Below are 17,588 nucleotides of genomic sequence, written 5' to 3' on the forward strand. Positions count from 1 at the left end.
ATGGTCAGGAAAAGCTGCAGGCCTTTACAGCAGTTGGCAAGATTCTAGATGACACAGCCTACCAAGTAGAAATGTTTGAAGGTTTCTTACCTTTTCGACGTGACTTCAGCTACTACCAGCCTGTCAAAGACTGCCCCATCGAGCAAGTACGGCCACACCCCGAATGGCGTCAATACGCTTCTCAACTACGTTATGGACATTTTGAAGTTTCGAAAGAATTTTTTCTCTATGTCTTTGAACAGATGAAGGAAGAATAGGAGGCTGGGACATCCCGACCTCCTATTCTTTCGTATCCGATGTCATATGCTCTATAATTGTTTTAGCAGGAATTATGGAGTTTTTTAGGAAAAATCCTATCTACCTTACTGAAAAGAATAAATTAGATCAATAGAAAGATTTATAGAAAACAACCAAATCACATCACAAACCTCCTAGAAAGACCAAGGCTTTTCTGATCAAAATAATACTCTAGGCACTTCCACTTCATCAAGTTTTTTAAAAGAAAGAAAAGATCCCATTTACCCCCTTGCAAACCTTTTCACTTTTTGCTAGAATGATGTCAAAAAAATTAAGAAGGACAAGATTATGCCACAAAATCTCTTTAAAGAATTAGCCCAACTGGAGCAAGTAGAGGCTCTGGCTCTAGGAGGCTCACGGGCCGGGCAACATTTTGACCAAGACTCAGACTATGATGTCTATGTCTACCTGAGCGCTCCTCTCGCGCCAGCCATCCGCCAAGAAATCCTCAGCAAGTACTGCTCCTATATGGAAATTGGCAATCAATTTTGGGAACTGGAAGACGACTGTGTCCTCAATAATGGTATCGAGATTGAGCTGATTTACCGCTCGCTGGACGACTTTGACCAAGACCTGCAGACCGTCGTCTTAGAGCACCAAGCCCAAAATTCTTACACCACCTGTATGTGGTACAATCTGATCCACAGCAAGATTCTCTACGATCGAGACGGCCGCTACGCTGCCCTCCAGAGCAAGTACAGCTTGCCCTATCCAGCTGAACTGAAAAAGAATATCCTCAGCAAGCAGCTCCTGCTCCTCGACCAAGCGATGCCAGCTTTTTCAAGACAGATCAAAAAGGCCCTCAAGCGCCAAGACCTGCTCAGTATCAATCACCGTAGCAGCGAGTTTTTCGCCTCTTACTTTGATGCCCTCTTTGCCCTCAATGAGCAGCTCCATCCAGGCGAAAAGCGCATGCTCCAGTATGCCAAAGAAAATTGCTCCCGCCTGCCACAGGATTTTGAAGCCAATGTCCAAGACTACTTCCAACATCTCTACCAGCCAGACCATCAGCAGGAAGCAGTCCTAGCCTTGGATAGCCTCCTAGACAATCTTAAGCACTTGATTGAGGTATCCATCTAAAATTTCAACAGATAAAAAGCTCATGACTCAGCTAAGTAGCTAGTTCATGAGCTTTTTACTATTTTCGACAAGCAACTTGAGGCTTATTTGTTAAAGATTGACTGCCTGAAGTCGTCTGTCTCACGAAGATAAGCGTTGTAAATCTTCTTCTTGAGCAGGTTGACCCAGCTAGCTTCCACACGATTTGTCGCATTGGTAATGTTGCGCACATCCTCTGCGACTGCTTCGTCCATCAGCTTCTGCATCTCTGCATAGGAGCGGATGGTTACTTGCTTGGTACTGTTTGGATTTCTGAGTTCGTACTCGATGGTGATTGGTTTGAGCTTGGTTAGCTGGTCAATCCGCTCTTGGTACATGGCCTTCTTGAAGGCTGCCCATGAAGCATACTCACCCTTGAATACATTTTCCAAGACCTTCTGGTCTGTCACCAGACCAACGTCTCTTCTGAGCCAACCATCCCAAGTTATCTTACCTTCTGCGACAGCTTCTTCGGAGAATTCACCTGAAACATAAGGGACAAATCCTTCATGGTAGCCTTTGGCTGCTAGTAATTCATAGGCCGTGCGACGAAACATGACATCACCCGGCGCTCCATTTGGATTGCTCAAGGCTGAGTAAATTGGCGAGAAGAGACTGAGACTGAGGTAGCCATTGCGTGGGTACTGTCCGCTATCCTTATTCTCCCGACGGGTGATGACATCATTGTCAATCAGGGACTCAAAGCTGGTCAGCTGCTTGATTTCCTCAGCAGTAAAGCTGCGCGTCTGGTTACCAGCATGGGTCTGCTTACCATATTTATCTGTGATATAGTAATTCTCCATCTTTCTGAACCACTGGAGCTTGGCTGCATCGCTCTGCTTGACCATCGAAGTCCCCTCTAGGTAATCCAGCGTGTAAATCATGTCAAACATGCCATGGACATAGTGCTGCAAATCTGCCGCATTTTGAACACGTTCCTTGAAGTTGTAGGTATGCATCCGTGTCTTAGAATCCTTGTCCGTCTTGAAGAGGGTATTGAGGGTAATGGTAGGCTCATTTGGACTTGGTGTAGACTGCAAGAGACCACGCGCATAGAGCTCAGCCCCCAGTCCTTCGCGGCGACCATAACCTTCAAAGTAGATAGAACCATCGGAATTATGGGTCATCTCATGAGTGTAGACAGAGTTCCCATAGTCTTCTAACAAGCGTGCTCTATCAAAGTGGGTAACACTTCCCGTAGCATAGGCATTGTAGCCCTTGCTTGGATACCACTTGCCAGCCGGTCCAAAGAATTCCTGCATAGCCAGTGATTTCTTGTCATTAGCTGAAGCCCAGTAAGTTTGCCCAGTCTTATCTTTCAATAAGAAACCATCATAAACCAGAACAGAACGGAAGAGCTTATCCTTGCTTTCAGGACTTAGAATCTTATACCAGAAATCATAGTGGTCACGCTGGTATTCAGCAGTTTTTCTCACTCTGTCTTCGACATATTCAGCTAGCTCTGCATCTGTCCGAACCCTGCCATTGGCATCAAGGCGATAGCGATCATAAGCTCCCATAGAGATGGTGGACATATTGGAGATGACATAGACACCCTTCTCAGTCATGGTCAAGAGTGGCAGGAGCATGCCCTTGTGTTCCCAATTATCCGCAGTAATCTTGTCGTAAACGCCGACAGAATACTTGCTCTTGTCCTTAGCTGCATCCTGAAGCTGTCTAGCTTCTGCTATATCCGACTTAGACTCAACGATGTAGGCTTTTGTATTGGTCTTGAGCCATTCGTTATTGGTCTTGTCTGGCAGGAAGAGCTGGCGATAGCTTTCCAGATAGTTGAAAAGGCCGCGCTTGCCAGTCGCTTCAGAGAGCGAGTTGTCGTAAGCCAGATGATTGTTCTTGGCCTTGAGATTTTCAAAACCAGACTGGCCGAGTGCAATGATGGTGTCTAGCGTCGAAGCCTTATGATTGCCAAAGAAGTCAAACTTATAGGCTGACAAATCCTTGACATTGGTCTTGTCATAGTTGATATTATACCAACGGTTGAGATAGGTCAGACCCAACATGAAGGCTTCCTTATTGGCTGTAATCTTCTGAGCCACATAGTCAGCTACAACATCGCCTTCAGTATTGATGGACTGGTCCATAGTTAACACCTTGCGCAGCTCTTCTGCCAGCTTGGTCTTGACTTTCTCAAAGGCTGTATCCAGATAGAGCTCATCCAGAGAAGCATCCGCATTCACTCCTAAAACAGTTCGCATGGCTGGTGAGTCAAGGGCAACCTTGTTCAACTCTGGCAGCACTTGATTGAGAACCCTGCTATAGTCTGATAGGAAGGCTTCTGGTGTATAAAGGAGGTCTAAGCCATTCACAGTGTATTCTGCGATAGCTTGATGTTTGAAGTCTCCCTTATAGGTCAGATTCAGGTAGTCAACCGTCTTATCCTCAAAGTGCAACATCAGGCGGTTAATCGCAGTCTTGTTGCTATGGATATCAGTAATCATCTGGTCGCCCTTCATCGGAACCACATCCAGCAGATACTCTGTATTGAGCTTGTGATGATCTGGAAGTTTATTTCCGTAGGCAACAATGGTTTCCTTATTGTAGAATGGCAGGAGTTTTTCCATATTAGCATAGGCTATCAGACGGTCTTCACGAGCATTCTTTTCCTTGCTGTAGTCAACAGTATGGAGGTTGAGATTGCTATCATCTAGCGTGGTCCTAATATCTAGGCTTGCCAGCTTCTCTGATGCCTGGTCCAAAGTTAGGGTAGACGTGACAAACTGATCATTGCCTAGACTTTCGTTCCCTTCAACGGCATAGGCTTCTCTGATGCGATCATTCTTGTAATCTTGGTCGCCAGAAATACTGTAAACATTTGTACCGCTGACATTGCTGATAACATTGTCAATCAAGCCATTAAAGTAATTGGAACCAACCACTCCGCCGATTTGACCATTCTTGGTGGAATTTTGGATCTTTCCAGTCACATAAGAACGGCTGATGCGGGCATTGTCTTCCAAGCGACCGACTAAACCGCCGAAGCGCTGTTCGTTTGTTTGTGCACCTGCCAGAATAGTCACATCTGCCCTGCTCTGACTGAGCAAGGAATTTCCTCCCTTGAGGTTGGCAACTAAACCGCCGACATTATAGGCCTTGTACTGCTTGTCATTGGCCTGGATAGTTCCTGTAAAGGAGCTGTTGGTGATTTGGCTATTGCTTGCAACAACGACCAAACCAGCCGCTTGCGAAGCATTGCCCACTACCGACACTCTACCTTGGGCAGAAACATCCGTGATTCGCGCATTATCTGCACTACGAGCCAAGGCAGCAGAGTCATAGGTGCCGACAATATTGACCTCTTTCAGGTCCAGATTAGAAATAGAAGAACCGCTCTTGAGGTTTTCAAACAAAGGCTTGGCTAGATTATAAATCGCATACTGCTTGCCATTGTGATTGCCAGTCAGACTGCCTGTGAAGTTTCCTCGGAGATAGACATAATCCGCAGGTGCCAGACTGACCTCACTCGCATCCAAATCGGCTCCTAGAACAAAGTTGCCAGCCATATTTTTCTTCATGGCGTCTACCAAACCAGCAAAGCTCGTGTAGACACTTTGCTGACTAGGCACTGCCCTGCTGATATAGAAGTCATAGCCAGACTTGTAGCCTGTTTCGCTCTCTTGCACCAGCTCAGGCAGAGAGACCCTTACCTTGTAGACAGCCTTGCCATCCTTCTGGCCTTCTGCCATGCTGTGAACCGGCAGGAGCATGTCCTTGGATTCACTTGATTTGACTTTAACAAAGTAGTTAGACAGGTCCGTAGGTATAGCGCTCATAGAAACGACACGCTTGAACTGGTCCTTTTCTTTTCTGTAAAACTCTGCCGAATCAATATCACGGAAGGCAATCTTCTTGTATTGCAACTCAAAGTTGTGACTGTCTTTTTCAAGTTCAGTCAGGCTGCCAGCATCCAGCTCATAAGTCAGCTTAGTTTTCAGGGTATAGCCTGTGTAATAATCCAAGTCATCGATTTTCAGACTTCCTGCCACATTGTCAATCGGAAGCGAGCGGACAAGCTGGTCTCCCTTGTACAATTCAGCAGTCGCTGAACGGAAGGATTTTGTCTTGTCTTCCAAGCTATATTGAACCGTGACCGACTTATCCTCTGGATTTTCTGTCAGGCTTAAGATCGAAACTGTCGGCTTGACCTTAGGCACACCATTTAGAGCGGTCTTGCTTGCTGTCAGGCTGACAAAAGCTTGATTGACCTGCACTTGTGTGGCGGTTTGATTATTCAGAATTCCTTCTGCCTTGGCCAATTCGTTTGTATAGGCTGCTTTCTTATCTGCATCCGCATTCTTATATTGGACGGTCGTCTGCACAGTTCTGCCCGAATCATGTTCATTTTGCAAGCGCGCTTTGTCCACTTCAAGACCCTGTAACTGAACCTTGGCTTGATTGATTTGGTCCACCAGCTGGTCGACTTCCGCTTGGCTGGATTGTGATTGACTCAGAAGCGCTTGACCTGCCACCAAAGCGGTATCATAGGCTGCTTGGTGACTTGGACTATCGTTGAAATAACGAGCCTGAGTCTTGATTTTCTCTGCTTCTGTCAGTAGATTGTGAAGCGAAATCAGATCGAACTCTTTCAAGGCTTCCACTTGCGGGGCATCACTTGGTACCCTATGCGGTTTCATTGTGCCGACTTTGACAAGCTGAGCAACTGCTGCCCGCGTTTGCTCATTAGAAAGTTCCTGACGGTCAAGTTCCTGGCCGTTAGAAGTATAGACTCGAGTCTTGATGGTACGTTCGCCCCGAACACCTGGAGTGACAATTTGGCGAGCGCCTCGGACTAGCTCATCTGTTTCTTCCTCTCGCGTGGTGAAATCGATTTTCTCTACGCGCGTTTCATCCGTATAGGTCAGCGGATATTCTGGTAAAGCGGACTCTTGCGGAGCGGTGCTTGGCACCATAGAAGACTTGGCGGTGCCAATTTTGACAACTTGTGTGACTGGAGCTAGAGTTTCTTCGTTGTACAACTCTTGACGAGCAAGTTCTTGGCCGTTGGAGCTGTAAACACGAGCCTTGATGGTTCGCTCGCCTGGCACTCCCGGAGTGACGATGCGGCGGGCACCCTGCACAAGTTCATCCGTTTCTTCCTCTCGAGTAGTGAAATCGATTTTCTCTACGCGCGTTTCATCCGTATAAGTCAGCGGATACTCTGGTAAAGCAGGCTCTTGCGGGGCAGTGCTCGGTACCATATGTGGCTTGGCAGTGCCAATTTTGACAACTTGTGTGACTGGAGTTAAAGTTTCCTCGTTGGACAATTCTTGGCGGGCAAGTTCTTGGCCGTTAGAAGTATAAACTCGAGTCTTGATGGTTCGCTCGCCTGGCACTCCTGGAGTGACGATGCGGCGGGCACCCTGCACAAGTTCATCCGTTTCTTCCTCTCGCGGGGTGAAATCGATTTTCTCTACGCGCGTTTCATCCGCATAGGTCAGCGGATATTCTGGTAAAGCAGACTCTTGCGGAGCGGTGCTTGGCACCATATGTGACTTGGCGGTGCCAATTTTGACAACTTGTGTGACCGGAGTTAAAGTTTCCTCGTTGGACAATTCTTGGCGGGCAAGTTCCTGGCCGTTAGAAGTATAAACTCGAGTCTTGATGGTTCGCTCGCCCTGCACTCCTGGAGTGACGATTTGACGAGCGCCTTGGACAAGATCATCCGTTTCTTCCTCTCGCGTGGTGAAATCGATTTTCTCTACGCGCGTTTCATCCTTATAAGTCAGCGGATATTCTGGTAAAGCGGACTCTTGCGGAGCGGTGCTCGGTACCATATAGGACTTGGCGGTGCCAATTTTGACAACTTGTGTGACTGGAGCTAAAGTTTCCTCGTTGGACAATTCTTGGCGGGCAATCTCTTGGCCGTTGGAAGTATAGATACGAGTCTTGATGGTTCGCTCGCCTGGTACTCCTGGAGTGACGATTTGGCGAGCGTCCTGAGGTAACTCATCAGTATATTGTTCCTCGATGTTAAAAGCAGTCTTCTCCACCCGAGTTTCATCCTTTGTAACCAACTCTAACTCGAGAACCTCATGCACGGGAGCACTATCTGGAACGGTGCCATAGGCAGTTAACTCAGACTTCTCGTGTACAGGAGCGCTAGCAGGAACCGTGCCATAATCAGACAACTCGGGTTTATCGTGTACGGGAGCGCTATCAGGTACCGTGCTATAATCAGTTAACTCGGGTTTATCGTGCACAGGAGCGCTATCGGGTACCGTACCATACTCCGTTAACTCGGGGACTTCGTGTACAGGGGCACTATCAGGAACAGTGCCATAATCAGACAACTCTGGCTTCTCGTGCACGGGAGCGCTGTCTGGAACCGTACCATAACTAGTTAACTCGGGAACCTCGTGTAAAGGAGCGGTATCAGGGACCGCGCCATAATCAGACAACTCTGGCTTCTCATATACAGGAGCAAAATCGGGAACGGTGCCATAGCTAGTTAATTCAGGGACTTCGTGTACGGGAGCGCTAGCAGGGACCGTACCATAACTAGTAAGCTCGGGAACCTCTTGCACGGGAGCGCTATCTGGAACTGTACCATAGGCAGTTAACTCTGGTTTCTCGTGTACTGGAGCGTTATCGGGTGCCGTACCATAATCAGTTAACTCTGGCTTCTCGTGCACAGGAGCGGTATCCGGAACAGTGCCATAGCTAGTTAACCCAGGCTTCTCGTGCACAGGAGCGCTATCTGGAACGGTTCCATAACCAGTTAACTCGGGGACTTCATGCACAGGAGCACTATCTGGGACCGTACCATAACTAGTGAGCTCGGGAACCTCATGAACTGGAGCGCTATCTGGAACTGTACCATAGGCAGTTAACTCTGGTTTCTCGTGCACCGGAGCACTAGCGGGGACTGTGCCATAACCAGACAACTCGGGGTTCTCGTGCACAGGAGCACTAGCGGGGACTGTGCCATAATCAGACAACTCGGGAACTTCATGTACTGGAGCGGTATCAGGGACTGTGCCATAATTAGTGAGCTCTGGGACTTCGTGCACAGGGGCCGTATCTGGAACTGTACCATGGACAGACAGCTCTGGTTTCTCGTGCACAGGAGCGCTATCTGGAACCGTGCCATAATCAGACAACTCGGGGACTTCATGCACGGGGGCGCTAGTAGGGACTGTGCCATAACTAGTAAGCTCGGGAACCTCGTGCACGGGAGCGGTATCTGGGACCATGCCATAACCAGGCAACTCGGGAACCTCGTGCACCGGAGCATTAGCAGGTACTGTACCATAGTCAGTTAACTCAGGGTTCTCGTGTACGGGAGCGCTAGCAGGTACCGTGCCATAACTAGACAACTCGGGTTTCGCTTGCACGGGAGCGCTATCTGGAACAACGCCATAGCTAGTTAACTCAGGGTTCTCGTGTACGAGGGCAGTATCTGGAACTGTGCCATAGGCAGACAACTCGGGTTTCTCGTGCACAGGAGCGATATCTGGGACTGTACCATAACTAGTTAACTCAGGTTTCTCGTGCACGGGAGCGCTATCGGGTACCGTACCATAGCCTGACAACTCTGATTTCTCATGCACGGGAGCGGTATCTGGAACGGTGCCATAACTAGTGAGCTCTGAAACTTCATGGATTGGAGCTTCTTTAGGAACAGCCTTATTTGCTGCAGTCCCGACTAAAACAACTTCTGAAACAGGCTCAGTGGTTACTTGATCGGAAACCTGCTTGCTCTCTACGACTTTTCCCTCAACACTATAATGACGTGTAACGATCTTGCGCGTTCCTGGAATGCCTGCGCGAATCACTCGGGATTGTCCTTCGGCTAAGTCATCTGAATACTGATACTCCGTTTTATAGGGAATTTCTTGGATCTGGGTCGTTGCTTGACTTGTAAATTGCAGTTCTGGTCGCTCATGAACAGGTGTTTGACGAGCAAATTGCCCTTCTTTAGCAGCAATTTCCTCCCTTTCCTTCTGGGAGAGATGGCCTCCGCCAGCAGGCTGCGCCTCTTTCGGAGCTTCAGTATGCTTAGGGCGACCTGCTAAATCTTTCAACTGTTGATCAGGCTGACTAGATGAGGCTTCCTTTTGCGGAGCTGGAAGCTGAGAATTTCCCGTTTGAGCCAGTTGATACTGTGCTTCTTTTTTAAGGTAACCAATATACTGGTAGCCAGCAATTTTCAATGGTTCTGGCAACTGATCGCCAACGGCCAAAGTCAGACTTTGATTATAAGCAGCCAGATCCATACTGCTGACTGCCAAAACAGAAGCTGGCAGAAGCACAGAACCCAAGCCTGTCACAAGCAAAATAGAAGACAGGTATCTCTTGCCATTTTTCCCTCGCGCCAGCACTAAAACGACCAAGGCCAGTCCTGTAGCTGCAAAAGCCGCTCCCAAAAGGCCTGACTCTCCTGTCTTAGGGAGCTTTCCTAACAAGCTTTCCTGCTTTGTCGGACGGTAAACCAAATAATAAGTGTCCGAATTTTCTTCCGCAAATTTGGGAAGTTCCTTCACGATAGCAGCTTTTTCAGCCTCAGTCAGATCACTCTCCACCACATAGTGATACTGAACGAGGGTAGACTGATTGGCAGACACTTCCGCTGCGTCAACAGAGCTGACAGCTCCTCCCATTGTAGTACACAAAAAGAAGCTTCCGATAGTAGCGGAAACTAGACCTACAGACAGCTTTCTAAAAGAATAGCGCTGGTATATGTCACCAGTGACTCTTTTTCTCATAAAATTCCCTTTTCTTCATATAATAAGCTAATAAAAATTTTACTGAATTTTACTCAAAATTGCAATCCCTTAGCCTTATAAAATACTTTTCTTTCAGCTGTCGACAGGGAGAGGAAGGCTTTTATTTTTAGCGAAAAGCAAAAAGCAGATTCCCTGTGAGAGAACCTACTGTGTTACAGATCATCTAAGTCTCAAATCCAACTCAAAGAGGCCATACTCATGCTTGTCCCCTTGCAATTCTGCCGCATAATGACGCGTGACGGTTTTTTGGTGAATCAGGGCGCCGATAGCTGAGGCTTGCCGTTTCTGCGCTTCTTTAAAAATCGGATAGACCAAGGCAGAGCCCAAGCCCAAGAATTCTTCATCCACTCCCAGATACATAATCGTATAACGTTTGGCAAAATGCTTGGTCCAAAAAAGCTTGGCTAGATTAAGAGGAGTCAGTTTTTGATAAACCAGAGAGCCATAGTCCGGCATGGTAATCAGAAAACCAGCTAGCCTGCCATCCTTATAGGCCAGCTTAACCATGGAAAAATCAAGAATATACTGGTATTTTTGAAAAATTTGACTGAACTGCTGACTGGAAATTGACCGATAAATCGGGAAATCTTGATAGAGGCGATTAAGTAGTTCGAAAACCTGCAGCGAGGCTTGATCCCAGTCCTTCTTTTTGGGAGAACAAATGATGAAACCTGCTTTTTCAAAAGACTCAAAGCGATGAGCTAGCTTGTCCTGATGAGTTTGATTGCTGACCTTGGGATAAAAATTGGACAGATAGCGCTCCTTGAGCTCAAAACCAGCAGCCTGCCAGAGTTGAGGATAATAGTCTGGATTATGAGGTTCTCCAGTAAAAGGGAGCTCCTCTGTTCCAGTCAACTGCATTCGATAACCCAGCCAAAAGCTTGCCTGTACGGGACCAATTATCTTAATCACTCCGAGACTGCGAGCAAAACCTGCTAAATGCTCGATAAAAGCAGATGCAATTTGTTGATTATTGATCGACTCGAAAAATCCCAAGTAAGCAGCCTCATCATCTGAATAAAAGGTCAGAAGTCCTCTAATACAAGGCCGACCGTCCTCATAGCCAACAAAGGCATAGGTATCTAAGTCAGAACTCAGCGGGTGACTGTCTTCGATCAAAGCTAGTTCGTCCTCTTCTGACTGCATAAGGTGGTCTGGCTGGTAAATCTGCTTGGGCAGGGCTAGAAAATCATCCAGCTCTGTCGTATTGGGTTTGACCGGTTTAATTTCCAGCATGGTCTTCCTCCTTGATTAGTCGAATCTTGCCAGTCAGGCCATCCATCTCAATCCAATCACCGTTTTGTAGCTGGCTGCAGGCACCTCTGACATTGACAATGGAAGGAATACCCAACTCGCGGGAAATAATGGCCGTGTGCGAGAGCAAAGACCCCTGCTCAGCAATGACCCCCTTGGCTTGGGTCAGAAGATAGACCCAGCCCGGATCGGTCATCTTGGTCACGATAATCCGGTCCTGAGCAGACTCAATCTCCTGCACATCTTCCACAACCAAAACCTGAGCCTTGACGCAGCCAGGTGAGCAGCCAATCCCTTGTAAGGCGTGAATAGCCGTATTATGACTGCTGGTGTGGTTTTGTGGTTTCAGGTATTTCTCAAAGACCTGTCCAGCAAAAACATAGCGACTAAAGGTTGGCAGTTCCTTATCAGCTTCCAACTTCTCTCGACGCTCGGCTATCAAGCCACTAACATCTCTGGGCTTTCTGGTCAGCTCAAACAGCTCTTCCTTTGTCAGGTAAAAAACATCGTCAGGCGTAGCCAGCAGCCCTTGCTCGGCCAATTGCTGGCTCAGAGTTCGGAAAATCTGCCGCATCATGCCATAGATCCGTGTGCGGTTTAAGCGGGAGCTTTCCCGATATCTAACACCAGTCATGGCTCGCTTGCGAAGAAAATTCGTCCACCAGCCTGATTTTTGCTCCTCTTCTTCAAGTTTCTGAGGGGCCAACTTCTTCTCCTCTTGCTGGCACATTTGCAGCAGGAGCTTGATCAGACGCTCTGGGTGCGTTCGAAAGGTGGGAGTTTCTAACTTCAACTCTTCCGGAGCCCGATCGCCAAATTCATGGATAAAATGAGTAATTTCTTGAACCAAAGGATGCTGGCGATTTAGAAAGACTGCTGGACTTTCACTTACCATGGCCTGTCTAATCTCTGCATTTTCTTCTGCTTTCAGCTGAGCTGTTAAAGCCTGCAGAGCCAAAGCCGGCCTCATACTTTCAATCTGCTCAATTCCCGCAATCTCAGCCTGAACCGCTCCGCCGCGACGTGACTTCTTCAGGAGACCAGTATAGACAAAGGCATAGAGGTCATTAACCAGAGTAATGTCCCAGTGAGCCAGAATATCCTCTTTTAGCTTGCTGACCAAGGCAATCAAGGTCTCCGCATCTGCGTCGGGAGAAAAGCTCGCTTCGTATTCGCGTTGAATCTGGGCGAACTGCTCTTCCAATTGCCGCATTTGCTTGGGCGCTGTCCAGAACTCTCGAATAATGCGGAGCATGATTTGCAGGCGTTTGAAAGCAGACAGGTGCACCGGCATCTGAGGCACCTCTGTCTCTCGCACTCCCAGCATATCCTGCCAGATAGGAATGATTTTCTTCGAAAAAGGTAAAAGCTGCAAGAGCTGATACCAGCTCTGAATCTGGTAATAAACCCGGCTATTGACCGGCTGCAGCATATTTTGAAAAGTGGCTTCATAGGCAGCCAACTCAGGGGCATCCTTGCCAACCAAGCGCTGGGCCAGACTGCGAAAAATGCTGGCATAAGCCTCTTGGATAAAGCTAATGGTCAAAGGACTAGAAACGCCCGGATAGCTCTCGACAATGTTGCTGTTATCCAGAATAATCCGCTGTCCCTCTGGCAAGGTGGTAATAGGTCGAGCCTGCAAGAGATAGAGCTGGCCATTGGCGAAGGTGAACTCCATATCCATATAAGGTTCGAAAAGCTGACTTACCTGGCTAGCCAAGGCTTGTAACTTCTCAAGTTGTTCCTGTGATAGGTCTGGTGAGTCCTCCGTCTGCTCCGTATAAAAGAGCTGGTCCTTGGGATGGAGGGTCACCATCGTCGTAGGAATCTTATCCTCAACAACCTTGTTGCCCAAGCCCCGACCGATGACAATTATGTGCTCGTTCAGAATGCCCTTAGGATTAGCTGTGAAGTAAATCCCTGACAAGTCTCCCTCCTGCATAAGCTGGATAATACAAATCATCTGTGCCTGCTTCAAAGATAGTCCCTGCTCAAATAGATAACTAAGAGCTGACTCCTGATAAAGAGAGAGCAAGGTCGCTTGGATGGCTTCTTTAAGTCCTTCTGGACTGACATTAAGCTGGCTTTCAAACTGACCGGCAAAGGATGAAACCTTCCCATCCTCAATGGTTGCAGATGAGCGGACTGCAAAGCGACAGTCTGTCTGGAAAAATTCCCTACGAACCCAACTTTCTGCTGCCGTCAGATCTTCTTGACTAAACTGCTCTATGGCCCAGTCCTGCAGCTGCTGACTGAGCTGGGACAAGTCCAACTCTCCAGACCGATAGGCTTCCTCCATCCGCTCCAAGTCAGCAGAGCTAACAGATTTTTGAAAAAAGTCAAAAGCAAACACAGCAAAGTCAGGAACCGGCAAACCAGCAGCCTGCATTTTCAGCAAATGATAGGCCTTACCTCCGACCTGGTCAAGCCCTGTCTGCTTGATTCTTTGCATCAAAGTACCCCCATCAAGAGATAAACAGCAACGGACAGAACCATGGTCGTCTCCGTGATATAAGTATAACGCTCCACCCGCTCCCGGATATTAAAGCGAGTTGGATCCTTGATAAACTGCTCAAACTGGATGGTCATCCAGATGACATTCAGCACCAAGACTACTACTCCGACATGGGAAATATTCCAGAGGAGAACGAAATTGGTCAAGATATCCAGCAGCGTCACCACCTCGATAAAGCGAGTAGCTTTTTTGTAGCCAAAAAGCATAGAATAAGTCACATACTCGGTCTCGTCTTTTGGCGCCCGAATCTTGCGGCAGACTTCCCAGATCAGACTTGGGAAATACATAGTAAAGGCCAGCAAGACGGTCGGCAAGGACAAGAGAGGCAGATTGTACTTGTAGCAGACAAAAGAGATGGTATAGAGATTCAAAATCATCATGACCGGATTATGGGTCACTAGAGCCAGCGGCAGAGAATTTTGAATCTTGTCACGCTTGAAGAACCAGAAGGACATGAGGGTTCCGTAGATATAGAGGAAGAGGAACCAGCCGATATTGTTCATAAAGAGGATATTGAGAAGTACAGAGACAGCTACGATAAAGCTGAGGGCAATAGCCAAGTCCTTCTTTTTCACTCGTCCAGATGGCAGAGCCCGATGAGGAAAGAGGCGTCTATCAGTCTCATAGTCCTTGAAATCATCCGCAATCCGCAGAATCATCAGAAAGACAAAAATCGTAAAAATTCCGATTAACTCCTGATGGTCAAAGTGAAAGGTGGTCACTCCGTCATTGAGCAAGAGGACAAAATAAATCTCAAAAAACATGATGGCAGCCACAAAAAAGCGTGGCAGCAAAGGAAACATTTCCTTATAATAAACAGCTAATCGTTTAAACATAGCTTTTCTCCAATCTTTTCACCCATTTGAATCTGGGTTTCTATTCCGAGGTCTGAGTAATTCAGGATATCCTGATCCAAGCGAATCGTGCCTGCTGGATAGAGGACAAGAATAGTTGAGCCACCCAGACCAAAGCAGCCCTTCTCCTGTCCCCTGACCAAATAGTCCCGACTGTGATTGTATATTCTTCCGACCAAGAGAGCCCCCACTTCCATCTGCAGGACTGGCCCTAGCTCGGTATCTAAAAGACAGTATTCTCTTTTGTTTTCCTTGTAAATCAAGCGCCGCTTCTGGGCTACCTGCCTGACCGTATGCAGGCGGCCTTTGATTTTTCGTCTTCGGATAATTCTGCCGGATTCAGCAGCCAAATAGCGGTGCAGATCTTCCACTCCCAAGCGATAGACCAGCGCTGTTCCTCCACTAAATAGCTGAGCTAAGTCATCATCCAACAGTAAGTCAGCTAGCCTGTATGTCTGCCCCTTAATCATCAGTTGCAAGTTCTGACTGATGGTGAAAACCTCTAACTTAGCATCCGCAACTGCCAGTACTTGACTGTCAGGGCAGACTGGACGCAGATCAGGCTTTATTTTTCGCTGGAAGAAAGCCGCAAAGCTAGGATAGGGCCCAGCTTCATAGTCAGCCAGATTCAGCTGATAACTTTCCACAAAAGCTGCTATTTTCTTGCGAGAAAAAGGAGTGTAGTCTTTCAAAGTCAGAAGATAAGACAGGCTAGGTCGGGTCAAGATAGGCAATAAGAAGCGACCCCATGCAGTACCATAAAGCTTGTCTAACAGACCTGACTTGTATTCTGTCGATTCCACTACTTGGCCAGTCCTTCTCTGATAGACCTTAACCATGGGGCAGAACCCCCAGACCAATCAGACTTGCAACAGCTAAAATCGCAAAGACTAGGTAGGCCAGCTTATTCGGCTTGGGAATCCGGCAGTTGTAGACAAATAGGACGGTCAGCAAAAGAGACAAGCACAGCCACACCCAAGCAAAGAAACCAGGCGCCAGCCATTGACAGACCAGATAGGTCAGAGGAAAAAAGAGGGCGCTGTAAGTCACGGGCAAGCCGATAAAATAAGAGCCAGATCCTTCATCATGCTTGGCCAAGCGATTAAAATGGGCCAAGCGCGTGACTGCGGCCAAGACATAGAGGACAGCCAAGATGATATTGGCCGCTCCCAAGGGCAGCTGAGTCATGAGGAGCACAGCCGGGAGAGCTGCAAAGCTAATCATGTCGCAGAGCGAATCAATCTCAATGCCGAAGCGCTTCTGACTTTCAGTCCGCTTCATCCGTCGCGCCACCACACCATCAAAGAGGTCGCAGATACCGCTAAGGATAAAGGCCATCATGGCTAGCCGCAGCTGGGACTGAATGATGGCATAGACTGCCAAAAGTGCAAAAGCAGCGCCCGTATAGGTCAGGATAACAGATTTGTCGTATTCACCGATAAACAAAGGTTCATTCTTCTTCATGAATTCTTATTTCTCCTCTTCTTCCATCTAAAGTAACCAGCATGCCAGTTTTTAGCAGCTGAGTTGCATTCTTGGCGCAGACCAGAGCTGGAATCCCACATTCCCGAGCGACAATGGAGGCATGGCAGAGAACTCCACCATACTCTGTTACAAGACCACCTAGAATACCGAAAACATAGCTCCAGCCAGTATCTGTATAGCGAGTGACAAGGATTTCTCCCGGTTCAATCGTCTCAATATCCGCCAAATCCAAGAGAACTCGAACCCGACCGGTTACCTGGCCGCTGCTGGCTGGCATTCCCGTCAGCAGAACCTGACTCTCATAGGCTACTTCTTCCAAGCTCATCTCTTTATCAGTCAAATCACCTACTGGCTCAAAATTCCGATAGGCCTGGCAATAATGCCGATTATCAGCCGCTTCTTCTTGAAGCTGGTCGGCAGTCTTTTGCCCTTCCATAAAGGAGGTCAGGCTTTCTTTCTTAATGTAAAAAATATCTTGAAAATCTTTCAGAAAACCTCGCTTTTCGTAGGCCTGGCCGAGTTTGAGGCTAATCTGGCGAATGAGGTGGTAATAGCGCGTAGAAATATCCTTGAACTCCTCCCGCCACCAGAGCAAGTTCCGCAGGTCTTGACTGATTTTTTCTATCTTTTTCTGCTTGGCTCGAGATAGATGAGCAAGATCAAGTTCAGACTCTGAGACAAGACTGAGCGAAGCTCTAGCCGCTTGGTAATACGCTGAATCAGCAAGCAACTGTTGGACCGCTGTCAGGACCTGATGAGCATCTTCTTCGTAACTGGCTACTCGCAAGTCCAGCTCCCGAGCCGAGTGGTAGCCAAAGTCCTTTTGAAAATCCTGAATCTTGATAAAATCAGCTCGCTCAGGATATTGTGCAGCCAGTTGCTGCAACTCTTCCACCGATAGCTTCAGCCAGTCGTTTGTCAACTTCTCATCCGCCAAAACAAGATCTGCAGCTTCCAGCATCCGAGCCAAAGGCTTGGTATGCGAAACATTTCCTAACTTAGCTATCAGTTGGAAAAATTCATCGACCGTCAGCCATTTGAGGAGACTGGTCTTTTTCATAGACAGCTGGACCGTATTGATGTAGGCCTGCCAGAAATAAGTTCCCTCACTGTCTAAATAAGCCTGATTTAGCACTAACTGCCAAAGACTCTCGACCTGCTGCAGCGGGCTTTGGTCGTTCAGTTCTCCTATTTCTTGATTCAGGCGGTTAAATTGCTTACGCAACTCTTGCAGCTTGTCTGGCGCCTGATGCAGAAAAGCCTTAGTTACTTTTTGCGTTTTTAACGCTACCCGCAGGAAATTCAAGAGCAAGGCTGGACTTAATTTGCTGGTAAAACCTT

8 protein-coding genes and 1 pseudogene are annotated in these 17,588 nt (G+C 47.7%); 2 read left to right on the forward strand and 7 right to left on the reverse strand.

Translation table 11 applies throughout. The features are described from left to right. Together Q0191_RS08240 and Q0191_RS08245 are read left to right on the forward strand one after the other, a co-directional pair. Nucleotides 1-257, forward strand: a pseudogene (locus Q0191_RS08240) (EVE domain-containing protein); the annotation flags it as partial. A gap of 328 nt (nucleotides 258-585) precedes the next feature. Then, nucleotides 586-1,377: a DUF4037 domain-containing protein gene (locus Q0191_RS08245; protein ID WP_297665513.1), complete on the forward strand. Its 792-nt coding sequence runs from the start codon at nucleotides 586-588 to the stop codon at nucleotides 1,375-1,377. An 83-nt stretch (nucleotides 1,378-1,460) separates the two neighbouring features. On the opposite strand, the gene Q0191_RS08250 is transcribed toward Q0191_RS08245, so the two are convergent. From Q0191_RS08250 to Q0191_RS08280, 7 genes are all read right to left on the reverse strand, one after another. Further along, a complete protein-coding gene (locus Q0191_RS08250) occupies nucleotides 1,461-10,118 on the reverse strand; it encodes an SIALI-17 repeat-containing surface protein (RefSeq protein ID WP_297665515.1) in 8,658 nt (2,885 codons plus the stop codon). 180 nt (nucleotides 10,119-10,298) lie between these two features. Beyond that, complete coding sequence (locus Q0191_RS08255; protein WP_297665517.1) at nucleotides 10,299-11,375, reverse strand: hypothetical protein; 1,077 nt, start codon at nucleotides 11,373-11,375, stop codon at nucleotides 10,299-10,301. Further along, on the reverse strand, nucleotides 11,362-13,845 hold the full coding sequence (locus Q0191_RS08260; protein ID WP_297665520.1) for a phosphoenolpyruvate synthase: 2,484 nt from the start codon (nucleotides 13,843-13,845) through the stop codon (nucleotides 11,362-11,364). The genes Q0191_RS08255 and Q0191_RS08260 overlap by 14 nt, the downstream gene beginning before the upstream one ends. Continuing rightward, nucleotides 13,845-14,744, reverse strand: a complete 900-nt coding sequence (locus Q0191_RS08265; RefSeq protein WP_297665522.1) for a UbiA family prenyltransferase — start codon at nucleotides 14,742-14,744, stop codon at nucleotides 13,845-13,847. Before Q0191_RS08265 ends, Q0191_RS08260 begins: the two co-directional genes overlap by 1 nt. Continuing rightward, on the reverse strand, nucleotides 14,729-15,601 hold the full coding sequence (locus tag Q0191_RS08270) for a phosphatidylserine decarboxylase (RefSeq protein ID WP_297665525.1): 873 nt from the start codon (nucleotides 15,599-15,601) through the stop codon (nucleotides 14,729-14,731). Before Q0191_RS08270 ends, Q0191_RS08265 begins: the two co-directional genes overlap by 16 nt. Further along, entirely contained in the window at nucleotides 15,594-16,226 is a 633-nt protein-coding gene (locus Q0191_RS08275; protein WP_297665527.1) for a phosphatidylcholine/phosphatidylserine synthase, read from the reverse strand. Before Q0191_RS08275 ends, Q0191_RS08270 begins: the two co-directional genes overlap by 8 nt. Then, a partial coding sequence (locus Q0191_RS08280) for a PEP-utilizing enzyme (RefSeq protein ID WP_297665529.1) occupies nucleotides 16,213-17,588 on the reverse strand: 1,376 nt, incomplete at its 5' end. The genes Q0191_RS08275 and Q0191_RS08280, both read right to left, overlap by 14 nt.

The sequence above is a fragment of the uncultured Streptococcus sp. genome, assembly GCF_938036805.1.
Lineage (GTDB): Bacteria > Bacillota > Bacilli > Lactobacillales > Streptococcaceae > Streptococcus.